Source organism: Pseudogemmobacter humi (assembly GCF_900609055.1).
GTDB classification, from domain to species: Bacteria; Pseudomonadota; Alphaproteobacteria; order Rhodobacterales; family Rhodobacteraceae; genus Pseudogemmobacter; species Pseudogemmobacter humi.
The window spans coordinates 98860-115036 of the sequence record NZ_UXAW01000081.1; the positions used below are offsets into that span (position 1 = coordinate 98860).

Annotated in this window: 15 protein-coding genes; 10 read left to right on the forward strand and 5 right to left on the reverse strand. The window is 67.6% G+C overall.

All coding sequences use genetic code 11. From position 1 onward, the window contains the following. Positions 1 to 13 precede the first annotated feature (13 nt). Positions 14 to 646 carry a lytic transglycosylase domain-containing protein gene (locus XINFAN_RS13715; protein ID WP_233352212.1) on the reverse strand — a complete coding sequence of 211 codons (633 nt, stop codon included), beginning with the start codon at positions 644 to 646 and terminating at the stop codon, positions 14 to 16. A 263-nt stretch (positions 647 to 909) separates the two neighbouring features. Between XINFAN_RS13715 and gatB the strand changes: the two genes are divergently transcribed. The 3 genes from gatB to XINFAN_RS13730 all read left to right on the forward strand — a co-directional run bounded on the left by gatB (position 910) and on the right by XINFAN_RS13730 (position 3616). Further along, entirely contained in the window at positions 910 to 2421 is a 1512-nt protein-coding gene (gatB, locus tag XINFAN_RS13720; RefSeq protein WP_124087429.1) for an Asp-tRNA(Asn)/Glu-tRNA(Gln) amidotransferase subunit GatB, read from the forward strand. Between the two features lie 302 nt (positions 2422 to 2723). Continuing rightward, positions 2724 to 3038: a DMT family transporter gene (locus XINFAN_RS13725; RefSeq protein ID WP_124087430.1), complete on the forward strand. Its 315-nt coding sequence runs from the start codon at positions 2724 to 2726 to the stop codon at positions 3036 to 3038. 176 nt (positions 3039 to 3214) lie between these two features. Next, positions 3215 to 3616 (forward strand): DUF4177 domain-containing protein, encoded by a 402-nt coding sequence (locus XINFAN_RS13730; RefSeq protein WP_124087431.1) that lies wholly within the window; start codon positions 3215 to 3217, stop codon positions 3614 to 3616. Positions 3617 to 3619: 3 nt separating this feature from the next. Here XINFAN_RS13730 and XINFAN_RS13735 read toward each other — a convergent pair whose 3' ends face one another. Both XINFAN_RS13735 and XINFAN_RS13740 read right to left on the reverse strand, forming a co-directional pair. Next, entirely contained in the window at positions 3620 to 4723 is a 1104-nt protein-coding gene (locus XINFAN_RS13735; RefSeq protein WP_124087432.1) for a pyridoxal phosphate-dependent aminotransferase, read from the reverse strand. Between the two features lie 42 nt (positions 4724 to 4765). Continuing rightward, positions 4766 to 5071, reverse strand: coding sequence for a DUF6476 family protein (locus tag XINFAN_RS13740; protein WP_124087433.1), 306 nt, complete (start codon positions 5069 to 5071; stop codon positions 4766 to 4768). On the opposite strand from XINFAN_RS13740, the gene XINFAN_RS13745 reads away from it, so the two are divergent. From XINFAN_RS13745 to pssA, 4 genes are all read left to right on the forward strand, one after another. After that, on the forward strand, positions 5070 to 6119 hold the full coding sequence (locus tag XINFAN_RS13745) for an RluA family pseudouridine synthase (RefSeq protein ID WP_124087434.1): 1050 nt from the start codon (positions 5070 to 5072) through the stop codon (positions 6117 to 6119). The genes XINFAN_RS13740 and XINFAN_RS13745 overlap by 2 nt on opposite strands. 152 nt (positions 6120 to 6271) lie before the next feature. After that, positions 6272 to 7168, forward strand: a complete 897-nt coding sequence (rpoH, locus tag XINFAN_RS13750; RefSeq protein WP_124087435.1) for an RNA polymerase sigma factor RpoH — start codon at positions 6272 to 6274, stop codon at positions 7166 to 7168. 1331 nt (positions 7169 to 8499) lie between these two features. Next, positions 8500 to 9192: a phosphatidylserine decarboxylase gene (locus XINFAN_RS13755; protein ID WP_124087436.1), complete on the forward strand. Its 693-nt coding sequence runs from the start codon at positions 8500 to 8502 to the stop codon at positions 9190 to 9192. Beyond that, entirely contained in the window at positions 9193 to 9984 is a 792-nt protein-coding gene (gene pssA / locus XINFAN_RS13760; protein ID WP_124087437.1) for a CDP-diacylglycerol--serine O-phosphatidyltransferase, read from the forward strand. A gap of 196 nt (positions 9985 to 10180) precedes the next feature. On the opposite strand, the gene XINFAN_RS13765 is transcribed toward pssA, so the two are convergent. Continuing rightward, positions 10181 to 12004 (reverse strand): M3 family oligoendopeptidase, encoded by a 1824-nt coding sequence (locus XINFAN_RS13765; RefSeq protein ID WP_124087438.1) that lies wholly within the window; start codon positions 12002 to 12004, stop codon positions 10181 to 10183. Positions 12005 to 12106: 102 nt separating this feature from the next. Next, a complete protein-coding gene (lepB, locus tag XINFAN_RS13770; RefSeq protein ID WP_124087439.1) occupies positions 12107 to 12754 on the reverse strand; it encodes a signal peptidase I in 648 nt (215 codons plus the stop codon). A 217-nt stretch (positions 12755 to 12971) separates the two neighbouring features. Between lepB and XINFAN_RS13775 the strand changes: the two genes are divergently transcribed. The 3 genes from XINFAN_RS13775 to XINFAN_RS13785 are packed head-to-tail and all read left to right on the forward strand — an operon-like array spanning position 12972 to position 16148. Then, positions 12972 to 14387, forward strand: a complete 1416-nt coding sequence (locus tag XINFAN_RS13775) for a circularly permuted type 2 ATP-grasp protein (RefSeq protein WP_199286422.1) — start codon at positions 12972 to 12974, stop codon at positions 14385 to 14387. Between the two features lie 4 nt (positions 14388 to 14391). Next, entirely contained in the window at positions 14392 to 15348 is a 957-nt protein-coding gene (locus XINFAN_RS13780) for an alpha-E domain-containing protein (RefSeq protein ID WP_124087440.1), read from the forward strand. After that, positions 15339 to 16148, forward strand: a complete 810-nt coding sequence (locus XINFAN_RS13785) for a transglutaminase family protein (protein WP_124087441.1) — start codon at positions 15339 to 15341, stop codon at positions 16146 to 16148. Before XINFAN_RS13780 ends, XINFAN_RS13785 begins: the two co-directional genes overlap by 10 nt. Positions 16149 to 16177 lie beyond the last annotated feature (29 nt).

The window sequence follows — 16177 nt, forward strand, 5'->3', positions numbered from 1 at the left end:
GCCCGAACGAGGATCAGATCTTCGCGCCCGAACACCAGGGCTGGGCCGCGGTCCAGGCCGCCATTTCGGCGCGCTTGCCGGATTCGCGGAACGGGCCCCAGTCGCGTCCGATGCCGCGGTTGCCCGCCCCCGCGACCACGCCGTCCTGCGCCACATTCCCGGCGAAGATCTCCACCGCGCAGGACAGATTTTCGCCGCCGTCCTTCAGCGCGGCGGCCGATTGCGCCTTGCAGCCGGCATTCGCGGCGGTGCGGGGAGAGATCTGCATCAGCCCGATATAGCGCCCGCCACCGCCCGCCGCCGCCGGGTTCCAGGTGCTTTCATGTTTCGCGACCGCATGCATCAGCCCGACCCAGAAGGCGCGGCGCTGCTCGATCGGGGCATCCTTGTAGGCGGGGCACCAGGAATCGATATCGGCGGGCACTTTCGCCGCAAGCGCCGCATCCTTGTCGGTGACGGCCTCCAGCGCCTCGAAGGTCCATTCCTTGCTGCCGGAATAGCGTTCCCATCCCATGGAAGAGGCGGTGAGGAAGCTCTCGGCCGGGCCGTTCAGCTTACCGCCATTGCCGGATCCGACACAGGCGCCCAGCAGAAAAACCGCCATCAGCGCCGCAACACTGCCAGAACCCGGCATGGAAATCTTCATGAGGGGATGCCTTCTGTTGCCCCGGGACGATGCCGGAGATCCGCGGAAAGCGACCGTCCGGCGGGGGGGCAGATAGCCGGAAAAGCCGGGGCTGACCAGTTTCGCCGCGCTGCGGCGGCGAAATCCCGCCACCCCGCCGGGGCGGCGCCAGGCGATTTCCCGCCATCGCCAGAGCGGGCGCGGGCGGCTCTGCCCCCTTGTCCCGGCGGCCCTTGCGGCCTAAACGCAAGGCACGAAACCGCTCCTGACGCCGGAAGGATGCCATGCTCGACCTGACCTTTACGCCGCCCGCCCCCAAAGTCATCGCCGGGGCGAAGCATGACTGGGAACTGGTGATCGGGATGGAGATCCACGCCCAGGTCGCCTCGAACGCGAAACTGTTCTCGGGCGCCTCGACCGCGGTGGGGGCCGAGCCGAACACCAATGTCTCTTTCGTCGATTGCGCCATGCCGGGCATGCTGCCGGTGATCAACGAATTCTGCGTCGAACAGGCGGTGCGCACGGGGCTGGGGCTGAAGGCCGCGATCAACCTGACCTCGGCGTTCGACCGCAAGAACTATTTCTACCCCGACCTGCCGCAGGGCTATCAGATCAGCCAGCTCTACCACCCGATCGTCGGCGAGGGCGAGGTGATCGTCGAGATGTCGCCGGGCGTCGCGCGCCGCGTGCGCATCGAGCGCATCCATCTGGAGCAGGACGCCGGCAAGTCGATCCACGACATCGATCCGAACCTGAGCTTCGTCGATTTCAACCGCACCGGCGTCGCGCTGATGGAGATCGTCTCGCGCCCCGACCTGCGCGGCCCCGAGGAGGCGGCGGCCTATGTCGCGAAACTGCGCCAGATCCTGCGCTACCTCGGCACCTGCGACGGCAATATGCAGAACGGTAACCTGCGTGCCGATGTGAACGTCTCGATCTGCCGCCCCGGCGCCTATGAGCGCTATCAGGAGACCCAGGATTTCGGCCATCTCGGCACCCGCTGCGAGATCAAGAACATGAACTCGATGCGCTTCATTCAGCAGGCCATCGAATACGAGGCGCGGCGCCAGATCGCGATCGTCGAGGACGGCGGCAAGGTCAGCCAGGAAACCCGGCTCTACGATCCCGACAAGGGCGAGACCCGCTCGATGCGCTCGAAAGAAGAGGCGCATGATTACCGCTATTTCCCCGACCCCGACCTCTTGCCGCTGGAGATCGAACAGGGCTGGGTGGACCATATCCGCGATACCATGCCGGAACTGCCCGACGCGAGGAAAGCCCGCTTCATGGCGGATTACGCGCTGACCGATTACGACGCCTCGGTGCTGACCGCCGAACTGGATTCGGCCGCCTATTTCGACGCGGTGGCGCAGGGGCGCGACGGTAAGCTGGCGGCGAACTGGGTCATCAACGAGCTGTTCGGCCGGCTGAAGAAAGAGGGGCAGGAGATCGGCGAAAGCCCGGTCTCGGCGGCACAGCTCGGCGGGATCGTCGATCTGATCTCCGACGGCACCATCTCGGGCAAGATCGCCAAGGATCTGTTCGAGATCCTCTGGACCGAAGGCGGCGATCCGGCCCGGGTGGTCGAGGAGCGCGGTATGAAACAGGTCACCGACACCGGCGCGATCGAGGCCGCGGTGGACGAGATCATCGCCGCGAACCCGGCCCAGGTCGAGAAGGCGAAGGCCAATCCCAAGCTCGCGGGCTGGTTCGTGGGCCAGGTGATGAAGGCCACCGGCGGCAAGGCCGCCCCCGCGGCGGTGAACGAACTGGTGATGAAGAAGCTGGGCCTCTGATCCGCCCGTGAGTCGCCCGGGACGGGCGGCGGAGCCTCCGGCGGGGGTATTTGGATCAGGGTGAAAGCCATGGGCGAGGGCGCCTGTCTTCGGGCGGAGGGCAGGGCCATGGCGGCGATATCCGGGGCCAGGTGAAAGCCGCAATCATTTGGATTGCGCGGGCTGAGGGCCGAGGTTGACCCCCGGCGCCGGGATGCTATCTTTGGCACTGCGGGTGGAAACCGTGCCCGCGTCGTGGGGACGGCCCCGCGGGTTCATCTCACTGACCGGGACGGCCCGGCTCTTGCAGCAGGAGCGCCGTCATGGCCTGGATTTTTCTTATCGTCGCCGGAGCGCTGGAGGTCGTCTGGGCCTACAGCATGAAACTGTCCGAGGGGTTCTCGAAACCCGGGGCCTCGGCCGTCACCATCGTGGCGATGATCGCGAGCTTCGCGCTGTTGTCGATGGCGATGCGGCAGCTGCCTCTGGGAACCGCCTATACGATCTGGACCGGGATCGGCGCGGTGGGCGCCTTCGCGGTGGGCGTGGTGGTGCTGGGCGAGCCGTTCTCGGTTATGCGCATCATCGCGGCGGTGATGATCATCGGCGGCCTGGTGCTGATGAAGATCTCGTCCTGAGGCGCGGGCAGCGGCGGACCACCATGGGTTGCGTGTGGCGCCCAGGCGGGCCACAAGATCGGCGGCTTGTGGCGCCGCCGCTGCTCACGCGGCGAAAAGCCTTTTGTGATTTGGACTTACGCCGCGATCTTCTGTAGGATGCGCGGCAAAGAAACCGCGCGGGCCGGGGGAAACGGATGCAGCGTTACGAATACAGGGTCGTTCCGGCGCCACGCCGCGGCGAGAAGGCGCGCGGCGTCAGGACCACCGAAGAGCGTTTCGCGCTGGCCCTGACCTCGCTGATGAACGAACTGGGCGCCGAAGGCTGGGACTATCTGCGCGCCGATGCTTTGCCCTGCGACGAGCGCGCCGGGCTGACCGGCACGAAAACCAGCTTTCAGAACATGCTGGTGTTCCGCCGCGCGCTGGCAGAGGCCGCCGTGGTGGTGCCGCCGGTGGTCGCGGCACCCGCACCCGTAGCCCCGGCGGCGGAGCCCGCAACGCCCGAGAGCCGCCCGCTGCGGCTTGGCGCTGCGATCACGCCCGAGGGGCCGGCGCCGTCCCTTGGTCCGGCGAAGCCCGATCTCGCTGCGGAGTGAGGCTCAGCCCCGGGCCGCCGCCAGCGCCTGCGGCAGCACCCCGGCCACCACATCCATCGCGGGTTCCGGTCCGAGGCTGATACGGATGCAGCGGTCGAGCGGCGCCACTCCGGGCATGCGGATGAACAGCCCGCGCGCAAGGCTTTCCGCCAGCACGCGGCGCGCGAAATCGCCGTCACGCCCGCAATCCACCGCGACGAAATTGGTGGCCGAGGGCAGCGCGCTCAGCCCGTTTTCCTGCGCGATTGCCGCGATCCGGGCGCGGGCGCGCGCGACCTGATCGCGCACATGCGTAAGCCATTCCCGGTCTTCCAGCGCCGCCAGCGCGCCGGTCTGGCTGATCCGGTTCATGCCGAAATGATCGCGCACCTTGTCGAAGGCCAGCGCGAGGCCGGGTTCGGCGATGGCGTAGCCCACCCGCGCCCCGGCCATGCCGTGCCCCTTCGAGAAGGTGCGCAGCCGGATCACCTGCGGGTGATCGGCCGGAATCCGCGGCAGCGCGCCTTCGGGGGCAAGATCGGCGTAAGCCTCGTCCAGCACCAGCAGCGTCTGCGGCGGCAGATCGGCCAGCAGATCCTCGATGACGGGGCCGGGGTGGTGGCTGCCCATCGGATTGTCGGGATTGGCGAGATAGAGCAGCCGCGCGCCTTCGCGCTCCGCCGCCGTCAGCAGTGCCGCCGGATCCTCGAAATCGTCGCGGTAGGGCACCCGGATCAGCCGCCCGCCGTAGCCTGCGACATGAAAGGCGAAGGTCGGATAGGCGCCGAGGCTGGTGACGACCGGCGTGCCGGGCTCCAGCGTCAGCCGGCACAGAAGGCCCAGAAGCCCGTCGATCCCCGGCCCGACCACGATATTTTCAGGCGCGCAGCCGTGATGCCGCGCCAGCGCCTGTTTCAGATCGTGGTTCTCGGGGTCGCCGTAGAGCGGGACCTCTTCCACCGCCGCCCGCATCGCGGCGAGAGCCTTCGGCGAGGCGCCGAACAGACTCTCATTGGCGCCGAGGCGGGCGCGGAAGGGGGCGCCCTGGCGGCGCTCCAGCGTTTCCGGCCCGGTGAAGGGCACCGATGAGGGCAGGAGGGCGGCGTGCGGGGTGAGAAATCGGCTCATGATGCGCGAGAATGGCCGCGCGCCCGCGCGCCCGCAAGGGGGTCAGGGCGCAGGCAGGATATCGATTTCCTGGCGCAGGCTGCCGTCGGGGTTGAAGATCAGGATGCGGTCGCTTTCGGTGACCACCGCGGTCCAGCCCCGGCCGAAGGTGACGGCGCTGGCGGCCTCGCCCGCGGGCAGGGCGACCGTCTCGGGCAAGCCAGGGGCCAGCGGCGCGCGCAGGCGGGTGACAAGCAATCCGGTCACGGTTATGACGCCGAGGATCATGCTCAGCATCAGCACGATCACCAGCGCCTTCAGGAACCTCAGCGAAGGCGGCAGCGCATTTTCTTCCGGGGCAGGGGCCATGGACGAACCTTTCGAAGATGGACCATCGGCGGTGATCGAGGTGACCCTCGGCCCGGACAGCCCGCCGCGCCTTGATAAGGCGCTCAGCCTTGCTGTGCCAGAGGAAGCCGCTCTGTCGCGCTCGCGCCTCGCACGGCTGATCAGTGAGGGCGCGGTCAGCCGGGGGGGCGAGGTCGTCACCGACCAGAAGGCGAAGGTCGCGCCCGGCGAGACCTGGCAGATCTGCCTCGGCCCGGCAGTGGCGGTCGAGACGCTGCCCGAGGCGATCGCGCTGAACGTGGTTTATGAGGACGCCGATCTGATCGTGATCGACAAGCCCGCGGGCATGGTGGTGCATCCCGCGCCCGGCTCGCCCTCGGGCACCCTGGTCAATGCGCTGCTGCATCACTGCGGCGACAGCCTGTCGGGGATCGGCGGCGAGAGGCGGCCCGGCATCGTGCACCGGATCGACAAGGAGACCTCGGGCCTCTTGGTCGCGGCGAAATCCGACCGCGCGCATCACGGCCTTGCCACCCAGTTCGAGGCCCATAGCGTGACGCGGCATTATCTTGCGGTCTGCCATGGCGTGCCGATGGGCTCGGACCCGCGCCTGCGCGGCACCAGGGGGGTGAGTTTCGAGGCGGGCGGCGTGATCCGCATCGCGACGAACCTCGCGCGGCACCGCACCGACCGGCAGAAACAGGCGGTGACCTGGCCGCCCGAGGGCCGCCATGCCGTCACCCGCGCCCATGTGGTCGAGGCTTTCGCCGGTCAGGCCGCGCTGATCGACTGCTGGCTGGAGACTGGCCGCACCCATCAGATCCGCGTCCATCTGGCCCATGCCGGCCACGGGCTGATCGGCGATCCGGTCTATGGCGGGCGGCGGAAGCTGTCGGAAAAGCTGATGGGCGAGGGGGCGCAGGCGGCCGCGGATTTCCCGCGCCAGGCGCTGCATGCCGCGAGCCTTGGGTTCGATCATCCGGTAAGCGGCGCGCGGCTCGATTTCACCTCGGCGCTGCCTGCGGACATGCAGGCGCTGATCGGGGCGCTGCGCGGCTGTTATCGCTGACATTCGCGTGATCACATCTTTTTCGCGGGATCTTTCATGCCCATCTCGCGTTCACGTGTCACTGGTAACGCCCTGTTAAGGGGATCCGGCGATACAGGAAGTAACGCGATCCTCCGGGGGCTGATGGCACCGGCAGGAGAACAGGGGGCAGAATGAGCACCTATCAGAACCTTCCCGCACCCAGCCCTGAACAGGGGCTGAACCGCTATTTGCAGGAAATCCGCAAGTTTCCCCTGCTCGAACCCGAGCAGGAATATATGCTGGCCAAGGCCTGGGCCGACCGCCAGGATTCCGAGGCCGCGCATAAGCTGGTCACCTCGCATCTGCGGCTGGCCGCGAAGATCGCCATGGGCTACCGCGGCTACGGTCTGCCACAGGCCGAGGTGATTTCCGAGGCCAATGTCGGCCTGATGCAGGCGGTGAAACGCTTCGATCCCGAAAAGGGGTTCCGGCTGGCCACCTATGCGATGTGGTGGATCCGCGCTGCGATCCAGGAATATATCCTGCGGTCCTGGAGCCTTGTGAAGATGGGCACCACCTCGGCGCAGAAGAAGCTGTTCTTCAACCTGCGCAAAGCCAAGGCCAAGGTCGGCGCGCTGGAAGACGGCGATCTGCGCCCCGAGAATGTTGCGCGGATCGCGAAGGATCTTTCCGTGACCGAGCAGGAGGTGGTCGAGATGAACCGCCGTCTGTCGGGTTCCGACGCCTCGCTGAACGCGACGGTGGGCTCGGACGGTGACGGCTCGGCGCAATGGCAGGACTGGCTGGAAGACGAAGACAGCGACCAGGCCGGCGCCTATGAGGAAAAGGACGAACTCGATACGCGGCGGGAATTGCTGGCGCGGGCGATGTCTGCGCTGAACGACCGCGAGAAGGACATCCTGATGCAGCGCCGGCTTTCGGAAGATCCGGTCACGCTTGAGGAACTGTCGGAAAGCTACGGCGTCTCGCGCGAGCGGATCCGCCAGATCGAGGTCCGTGCCTTCGAGAAGCTCCAGGCCAGGATGCGCGAACTGGCGCGCGGCAAGGGCATGGTGGTGCCGGCCTGAGGCATTTCCGCTGCAAGGCCCCCCGCTTCCATAACCCGGCGCCCAAATCGGGGTCCTGGCGCGGCTGTTCCGCGGTGCCGGTTTTCGCGAGGATTTCAGGACAGGAAGGGGCCTTCACGGCCCCTTTTCCTTGTGAACCCAGGCCGGAGATCCGGAGCAGGCTGGCATCACGCGGCGGCTTTGACGGAATTTTGGCGCGGGGGCTATCGTCACCCTGCTTCCCTCCTGAACGAGATTCGGGATCCCGGCCGGGGCAAGGCAACGGCCCTCCGGGCAGGCCTTCGCGGCTTCTCTTTTCCATGATGAACCGAGGCTGTATCAAAATCCGACCGGGCATGGCTGGCTGGGGAATGATGTTTTTGGAGCATCGGCGCCGGTCTTTCGTTTCGCTGCGAGGCGGTTTGATTGGGATTCAGCGGAAGTACTTCTTCGCGGGTTCTTAAACCCGGAGTTTTGGCACAGCCTCGGGCCCGTGGTGCCGTCCCGACGCCATGGTGTCGTGGGGAAGGGCTGAGACTGTGTGAAAGCGCCAGCTTCTCCCGCGAAGGCATCGCCCGGTTCTCCGGCATACTGCTTTTCGGCGGGGCGCGGGGTCGAGCGGATTTCGTCTGAATCTTCTTCCTTAAGCCCGGGATCTTGCGCCCGGAAACGACATGCTCCGGCAACCGGAGCAGCGGGAGTTGCAGAGGATGGGTGTCCTTTCCGCCGTCCATGCCGAATAGGGGTGGCCCTTTCCCTCACCGATCCGCCACAGATCAACACGGCGCATATGGGGCTCGCGGGTCGGGCGCCCCCGGACGGAACGCGTGGCGGATCCGACCGGGGCCGGTGGGTGCGGATCGCGCATCGCCGCGGATTTCAGCCTCGCACAGCGGATTGCTGCGCCGGGGCGAGAGCAAGAACACCCCGCCTGCTGGCGGCTTGTGGGGCAATCGGGATGACAGCAGGCCGCTTCTCCGGCTCATCACGGAAGGCCGCGCGCAGGCACCTGCCGCCCTTCCGGCGATCCGGATGCCCGTTACGCCGGACAGTCTCGGCCCGGTTTCGCCGCGAGGCGCGCGCGTCGCGGATGAGCGGGGATTCAGCGGGCGGGTGGCAGATGGCCGCGATGCGTAAGAGAAGCCTTCTGCCCGGATCATCGCGGCGGATGGTGACCCGGCGGCTGCCTCGCCGCTTCGCGGGCGCTGGTGCGCGGGCGGCGCAGCCGGTAAGCTGACGGCCCGTTTCCCCGTCACGCGCCGGTGAGGACGGGAACGCATCCCCGCCAGAGCGGTTGTATGGCTGCGCCCGAGGCGGTAGGAGCAGGGAAAACAACAGCCAGGGGAACGAAGATGAGGATGACCGAGACCTTCATCAAGCCGATGCACCGCGAGGGGATTCCCTTCGTCGCGATCTTTGCCGCGGTGACGCTGGTGCTGTTCCTGATCTGGGAACCGCTCGGCTGGATCGGCGTCGGGCTGACGGTCTGGTGCTACTACTTCTTCCGCGATCCCAAGCGCGCGGTGCCCGAGAACAAGGGCCTGATGGTCAGCCCCGCCGACGGCGTGGTCAGCATGATCGTGCCGGCGGTGCCGCCGGTGGAACTCGGCCTCGGGCCCGAGCCCCTGACCCGGGTCTCGGTCTTCATGTCGGTGTTCAACTGCCACGTGAACCGCACGCCGATCTCGGGGAAGGTCACGGCGGTGGCCTACCGGCCGGGGAAATTCCTCAACGCCTCGCTCGACAAGGCGTCCGAGGACAACGAGCGTAACGCGCTGGCGATCGAGCTTGAAGACGGCCGCCGGATCGCGGTGGTGCAGATCGCGGGCCTCGTCGCGCGCCGCATCGTCTGCTGGACCCGGCCCGGCACCGCGCTGCGCACCGGCGAGCGGTTCGGGCTGATCCGCTTCGGCTCGCGTCTCGATGTCTATCTGCCCGAAGGGGTCGAGCCCCAGGTCGCGGTCGGCCAGACCGCGGTGGCGGGTGAGACGGTGATCGCGGTGATCGGCGCCGACGCCCCCGCCCGTCATGCCAGGATCGAGTGAATGGAAGACGAGCCGCAGGATATCACCGGGACCGCCGGGGGCGAGCGCCAGCTTCTCTTGCTGCGGCTGTTGCCGAACCTCGTCTCGATCCTCGGGCTCTGCGCCGGGCTGACCGCCATCCGCTTCGCCATCGCCGGGAACGTCAGCACTGCGGTGCTGCTGATCGCGCTGGCGGCTTTCCTCGACGGGCTGGACGGACGGCTGGCGCGGATGCTGCGCAGCGAGAGCGCGATCGGCGCCGAACTCGACAGCCTGTGCGATTTCGTCAACTTCGGCGTTGTTCCGGCGCTGGTTCTGTATTTCTGGGGGCTGAGGGGTGACGCCTCGCTGGGCTGGATCGCGGTTCTGATCTATGCTGTCTGCTGCATGCTGCGGCTGGCGCGGTTCAATGTCGGCAGCCGGGCCGAGGTGCCGCAGGAGAAGACCACCTTCACCGGCGTGCCCTCGCCCGCGGGGGCGATGCTGGCGCTGATGCCGGTTTACCTCGCCCATGTGAGCGGTTTTCGCCTGCCTGAGGCCGCGATTTCCTTCTGGATGGTGGCGGTCGGCGCGCTGATGATCTCACGCCTGCCGACGCCCAGCCTGAAACGTGTGCGCATCCCGGCCTCGGCTGCGGCCTTCGCGCTGGTGGGCGCGGTGGCAGGGGTGGCGCTGGTGATCACCTACCCCTGGGTCACGCTGCTCATGCTCTCGGCCGGCTATTCCGGGACGCTGATCTGGCACGCTTTCCGCTGGCTGCGGCGCAGGCAGGAGGCCGCTCAGGAGGCCGCGCCCGCCGATCCGCAGGAGTGAGCGGGAGGCGGGTTTCGGGACCTGGCTGCCGTTTGCAGGTGCCGAGCGACAAAGCGTAATCTCGCCCCCGAACCGACCCGCTTTGGGCCGTGATCGACGCTGCACCTGCAATGTTCAGGTCATGCTGCCGCCTGTCCGAGTGTCGGTGAAGGGCTGGAAACCGGCCCCCGGACCTGTCCGGCCCGGGGGGGCTGTGTCACTCCATCGCCTCCAGCTCGTCGATGAAGCCCGCGATCATCGACAGGCCCTTGTCCCAGAACTTCGGGTCCGAGGCGTCGAGGCCGAAGGGCGCCAGCAACTCCTTGTGGTGGCGTGAACCGCCAGCCTTCAGCATGTCGAAATATTTCGCCTGGAAGTCGGGCAGGCCGCCCTCGTAGGCGGCATAGAGCGCGTTCACCAGTCCGTCGCCGAACGCATAGGCATAGACGTAGAACGGCGAATGGACGAAATGCGGGATATAGGCCCAGAAGGTCTCATAGCCGTCCATGAAGTCGAAAGCGTCGCCAAGGGACTGCGCCTGGACCGACATCCACAAAGCGTTGATGTCGTCGGGCGTCATCTCGCCCTCGGCCCGCGCGGCGTGCAGCTTGCATTCGAAATCGTAGAACGCGATCTGGCGCACCACGGTGTTGATCATATCCTCGACCTTGCCCGCGAGCAGGGTCTTCTTCTCGGCGGGCGTCTTCGCCTCGTTAAGCAGTTTGCGGAAGGTCAGCATCTCGCCGAACACGCTCGCGGTTTCGGCCAGAGTCAGCGGGGTCGAGGACAGAAGTTCGCCCTGGCCCGCCGCCAGAACCTGATGCACACCATGGCCAAGCTCATGCGCCAGGGTCATCACGTCGCGCGGTTTGCCAAGATAGTTCAGCATCACATAGGGATGCACCGTGGTCACGGTCGGATGGGCGAAGGCGCCGGGCGCCTTGCCGGGCTTCACGCCCGCGTCGATCCAGCCGCTCTCGAAGAAGGGCTTCGCGAGCGCCGCCATCTCGGGCGAGAAGGCGGCGTAAGCCTCGGTCACCGTCCGCTCTGCCTCGGCCCAGTCCACCAGTTTAGGCTGCTCGATCGGCAGGGGCGCGTTGCGGTCCCAGATCTGCAACCGCTCCAGCCCCATCCATTTCGCCTTCAGCCGGTAGTAGCGGTGCGACAGCCGGGGATAGGCGGCGACCACGGCATTCCTGAGCGCCTCGACCACCTCGGGCTCGACATGGTTCGACAGATGCCGCCCGGTCTGCGGGGTCGGCATCTTGCGCCAGCGGTCCTCGATCTCTTTTTCCTTCGCCAGCGTGTTGTGGACCCGGGCGAAGAGCTTCACGTTCTGGCGGAACACCTCGGCCAGCGCCCGCGCGCCCGCCTCGCGCTTTGCGCGGACGGGGTCGGTCAAAAGGTTCAGCGTGGCTTCGAGGTTCAGCTCCTCCTCTTCGCCCTCCACTTTGAACATCAGCCCGGCCATGGTCTCGTCGAACAGCTTGTTCCAGGCCGAGGCGCCGACCACCGACTGGTCGTGCAGGAATTTCTCCATCTCGTCGGAAAGCTGATGCGGGCGCATGGCGCGCATGCGGTCGAACACCGGGCGGTAGCGGGCGAGATCCGCGTTCGCCGCCAGCAGCGCGTCGAGATGGGCATCCTCCAGCCGGTTGAATTCGAGGCTGAAGAACACCAGCGCCGTGGTGGCATCCGTCACGGCGCCTTCCGCGTCGGACATGAACTTGGCGCGTTCCGAATCCATCGTGTTCTGGTAGTAGCGCAGCCCCGCGTAGGACATCAGCCGCCCGGCGGTGATGTCGATCCGCTCGTAATCCTGAACGCAGGCCAGCAGCTCGTCTGCGGAAAGCGTGGCGAGCCTGCCCTCATAGCGGGCGGCGAAATCCGTGCAGGCGGAGGTCAGCCAGTCCATGTCGCGGCTGAACTCCGGCGCATCGGGCGCGGGGTAGAGATCGCGCAGATCCCATTCCGGCAGATCGCCGAGCGCCTTGCCCGAGGCATTGGCGTCGAAAACGGGGCGGGGCAGGGGAAGGGTCATCGCGGCACTACCTGTCATCAAGGGGCGCCCTTGCGGGCCTTGCCGTCATCTAGGCGCGCGAGGCGGGTGGCCGCAAGGCCGCATGGGTTCAAACCGCCGGGATCAGGGGGGCAGGAACGTGTCGAACAGGCCGAAAACATGGCTCAGGGGGATCATCCCCGGGCCGCCCGTCGCGGGGCCGAAGCGGCTGTCCATCGCATTGTCGCGGTTGTCGCCAAGGACGAAGACATGGCCCTCGGGCACCTGCTGCGGCGCCATCCGGTCGGTGACCGCGATATCGCCGAGGTCCAGCACCTCGTATTCCGTCCCTCCGGGCAGGGTCTCGCGCAGGCGGGCGGTGCGGCAAACCCCGTCTTCCTCTGTGCCGCAGCGTCGCCAGTGCGTTCCGGCCAGGCGCGGCGTGACGTAATCCGCCACCGGCACCTGCACGACCCCGATGCCGTTCAGCCGGAGCTGCCCGTCCTCGATGGCGACCGTATCGCCGGGCAGGCCGATCAGGCGGAAGACATGGGTTTCGCCGCTGACGGGATGGGTGAAGCCGATCACCGTGCCGCGCGGCGGCAGCGCCACCCCCGCCGCCGGGACGGCCAGGGTGAAACAGGTGCCGGTGGGGATCCCCGGCTCCATCGACGAAGACGGCATGATGTAATGGCGGAACGGCCCGCCCAGGCATTTGAGGCAAAGACAAAGCGCATCGGCCTGCATGGGCAGCAGTGAAAGGCTCAGGGCGAGGGCGGTGCGGCGGATCATCGGCCCGAGGCTAGCCCGGCGCGCCCGGCCCGGCAAGATCGCGCGGAACCGGCAGGCCCCCGGGGGCGTTGACCGCCGTTCTGCCCGATTTTCGGGCAGTTGCCTGTGGCACAGACGGTTTTCGCGCCCCTTTCGGGCCAAACGCGCCGGCGGGGGGCTTTACGCGCCGGTTTTCCGCGCGGTTGACTGAACCTGCCATCAACCAGCGGAGCCGGGCATGGATGCAGCCTTCGACGAGATGAACGGTTCGGGCGGGGGAACCCGCATCCCCTATGCCAGGCTGGAAGACTGGCTCGCCCATATGCCGCGCGAATTGCGCAGCCTGAAACAGGCCGAGGCCGAGGCGCTGTTCCGCCGCATCGGCATCACCTTCGCGGTCTATGGCGAGGGCGGCGATCCCGACCGGCTGATCCCGTTCGACATGTTCCCCCGGGTCTTTTCCGGCGCCGAATGGGCGCGGCTCGACCGCGGGGTGCGCCAGCGGGCGCGGGCGCTGAACGCCTTTCTGGTGGATGTCTACGGCCGGGGCGAGATCATCCGCGCCGGCCGCATCCCCGCCGATATCGTCTGTCGCAACGCGGCCTATGAGAAGGCCGCCGTCGGCTTCGTGCCGCCGCGCGGGGTCTATTCGCATATCGTCGGCATCGACCTCGTGCGCACCGGTCCGGATGAGTTCTTCGTGCTGGAGGACAATTGCCGCACCCCCTCGGGCGTCAGCTACATGCTGGAAAACCGCGAGATCATGATGCGGATGTTCCCGGCCCTGTTCCGCGAGAACCGGATCCAGCCGGTCGACAGCTATGCGGGCCTTCTGCGCCGGACGCTTGCCTCGGTCGCGCCCCTGAAATGCGAGGGCGAGCCGAGGATCGTCATCCTGACCCCGGGCCCGTTCAACAGCGCCTATTACGAGCATAGTTTCCTCGCCGATCTGATGGGGCTGGAACTGGTCGAGGGCCAGGATCTGTTCGTCGACGGCGAATATGTCTGGGAGCGCACCACCGAAGGCCCGAAGCGGGTCGATGTGATCTATCGCCGGATCGACGACGCTTTCCTTGATCCCTTGTGCTTCCGCCCCGATTCCACGCTGGGCGTGCCGGGGCTGATGGATGTTTACCGCTCGGGGGGTGTCAGCCTGTGCTCGGCGCCCGGGGCGGGGGTGGCGGACGACAAGGCGGTCTATACCTACGTGCCCGAGATGATCCGCTTTTATCTCGGCGAAGAGCCGGTTCTGAACAATGTCCCGACCTGGAAATGCGCGGATGCCTCTGATCTGAAATACGTGCTCGACAACCTCGCCGATCTGGTCGTGAAAGAGGTCCACGGCTCGGGCGGCTACGGCATGCTGGTCGGGCCGAAGGCCAGCCGCGCCGAGGTCGAGGCGTTCCGCGCGCGGCTTTGCGCCGATCCGGCGAATTACATCGCCCAGCCGACGCTGGCGCTCTCCACCGTTCCCACTTTCGTAGACGAGGGCGTGGCGCCGCGCCATGTCGATCTGCGGCCCTATTGTCTGGTGGGCGAGCGGATCGAACTGGTCCCCGGCGCGCTGACCCGGGTGGCGTTGCGCGAGGGCAGCCTTGTCGTCAATTCCTCGCAGGGCGGCGGCGTGAAAGACACCTGGGTGCTGGCGGAGTAAGGAAATGCTGTCACGAACCGCCGACAATCTTTTCTGGATCGCCCGCTATATGGAACGCGCCGACACTGCCGCGCGGCTCCTGGACATGGGCTGCCGGATCTCGCTGATCCCCTCGGCCCAGGGCTATCGCAGCGAATGGGACAGCGTGTTGCAGGCCACCGGCACCGGCGATCTGTTCCGCCGCAAATACGGCGAGCCGGTGCAGCGCAACCTGGAAAGCTGGCTGTTCTTCGACCGCGACAACCCCTCCTCGGTGGCAAGCTGCCTGACGGCGGCGCGCGAGAACGGCCGCATCGTGCGCACCGCGCTGACCGCCCAGGTCTGGGATGCGCTCAACACCGCCTTTCAGGAGCTGCGCCAGCTTGAGCGCGCGGGGCCGTCCCGCGATCCCTCGGAACTGACCGACTGGGCGGCGCGGCAGAGCGCCATGGTGCGCGGCGCGATAGACGCCACGCTGCTGCGCGACGACGGCTACAATTTTCTGAACATCGGTTATCATCTGGAGCGCGCCGACAGCACCGCCCGGCTGATGGATGTGAAATATTACGTCCTGCTGCCGCGGCTGGATTTCGTCGGCTCCGGTCTCGACAATTACCAGTGGAGCGCGCTTTTGCGCGCCATGGGGGCGGGGCGCGCCTTCCACTGGGCCTATGGCGGCGAGGTGACCGCGGCGCGGATCGCGGATTTCCTGATCCTGAACCGGCAGAATCCGCGCTCGCTGATCACCTGCGTCGCCGGGATCGCCGGACATCTCGATCTGCTGGCGCGGGCCTATGGGCGCGAGAGCGCGGCGCAGGCGCGGGCGCACGACATGCGGGCGGCGCTGGAGGCCGGGACGGTGGCGCGGATCTTCGACGAGGGGCTGCACGAATATCTCTCGCGTTTCATCGGCGAGGCGGCGGCGCTCGGCACGCTGATCCATGAGATCTATCTGAGCGGAGAGATGCGCGGATGCGGCTGAGCGTCGATCACACCACCCGTTACAGCTATGCCAGCCCGGTGCGCAGCCTGGTGCAGAGCCACCGGCTGACGCCCTCGGTCTGCGAGGGGCAGCGGGTTCTGTCGTGGGAGATCAGCGTCACCGGCGGCATCCGCGGCGCCGATTTCACCGATGGCGCGGGCGACCGCATCCAGGGCTGGAGCATCGCCGGACCGCTGAGCGAGATCGGGGTCACGGTGAAAGGCGAGGTCGAGACCACCGACACCGCCGGCGTGCTGCGCGGCCACCGCGAGGCGATCCGCCCCGAAGTCTGGCTGCGCGAAACCGCGATGACGGCGGCGGACGCGGGCCTCGGCGCGCTTGCTGCGCGCGCCTCGGGGGAGGGCTCGCTGGCGCTCGCCCATGCGCTGGCCGAAGCGGTCGCGGGGGCCATCGCTTACCGCCCCGGCGCGACCCATGCCCATACCACCGCCGCCGAGGCGCTGGCGCTGGGCGAGGGGGTCTGCCAGGACCATGCCCATGCGCTGATCGCCTGCGCCCGGCTGCGCGGCCTGCCCGCGCGCTATGTCTCGGGCTATCTCTTCGCCGCCGCCGACGGCCAGCCGCACGAGGCCGCGCATGCCTGGGCCGAGATCTTCGTCGCGGGCCTCGGCTGGGTCGGGTTCGATCCGGCCAATGCCTGCTGCCCCGATGCGCGCTACATCCGTCTGGGCAGCGGGTTCGACGCGCGCGATGCGGCGCCGATCCGGGGCGTGGCGCGTGGCGCCTCGGGGGCGGAAAGCCTGGACGTGGCGGTTGCGGTCCTGTCGGCGGGCCAGTAGGCTCCCCGCGTTTGCCTGGGACCGGAGAG

Excerpts from the sequence above, each read along its gene's own strand:
- XINFAN_RS13715 (WP_233352212.1), bottom strand. The coding sequence starts at position 646 with ATGAAGATTTCCATGCCGGGTTCTGGCAGTGTTGCGGCGCTGATGGCG.
- gatB (WP_124087429.1), top strand. The coding sequence starts at position 910 with ATGCTCGACCTGACCTTTACGCCGCCCGCCCCCAAAGTCATCGCCGGG.
- XINFAN_RS13725 (WP_124087430.1), top strand. The coding sequence starts at position 2,724 with ATGGCCTGGATTTTTCTTATCGTCGCCGGAGCGCTGGAGGTCGTCTGG.
- XINFAN_RS13730 (WP_124087431.1), top strand. The coding sequence starts at position 3,215 with ATGCAGCGTTACGAATACAGGGTCGTTCCGGCGCCACGCCGCGGCGAG.
- XINFAN_RS13735 (WP_124087432.1), bottom strand. The coding sequence starts at position 4,723 with ATGAGCCGATTTCTCACCCCGCACGCCGCCCTCCTGCCCTCATCGGTG.
- XINFAN_RS13745 (WP_124087434.1), top strand. The coding sequence starts at position 5,070 with ATGGACGAACCTTTCGAAGATGGACCATCGGCGGTGATCGAGGTGACC.
- XINFAN_RS13740 (WP_124087433.1), bottom strand. The coding sequence starts at position 5,071 with ATGGCCCCTGCCCCGGAAGAAAATGCGCTGCCGCCTTCGCTGAGGTTC.
- rpoH (WP_124087435.1), top strand. The coding sequence starts at position 6,272 with ATGAGCACCTATCAGAACCTTCCCGCACCCAGCCCTGAACAGGGGCTG.
- XINFAN_RS13755 (WP_124087436.1), top strand. The coding sequence starts at position 8,500 with ATGAGGATGACCGAGACCTTCATCAAGCCGATGCACCGCGAGGGGATT.
- pssA (WP_124087437.1), top strand. The coding sequence starts at position 9,193 with ATGGAAGACGAGCCGCAGGATATCACCGGGACCGCCGGGGGCGAGCGC.
- XINFAN_RS13765 (WP_124087438.1), bottom strand. The coding sequence starts at position 12,004 with ATGACCCTTCCCCTGCCCCGCCCCGTTTTCGACGCCAATGCCTCGGGC.
- lepB (WP_124087439.1), bottom strand. The coding sequence starts at position 12,754 with ATGATCCGCCGCACCGCCCTCGCCCTGAGCCTTTCACTGCTGCCCATG.
- XINFAN_RS13775 (WP_199286422.1), top strand. The coding sequence starts at position 12,972 with ATGGATGCAGCCTTCGACGAGATGAACGGTTCGGGCGGGGGAACCCGC.
- XINFAN_RS13780 (WP_124087440.1), top strand. The coding sequence starts at position 14,392 with ATGCTGTCACGAACCGCCGACAATCTTTTCTGGATCGCCCGCTATATG.
- XINFAN_RS13785 (WP_124087441.1), top strand. The coding sequence starts at position 15,339 with ATGCGGCTGAGCGTCGATCACACCACCCGTTACAGCTATGCCAGCCCG.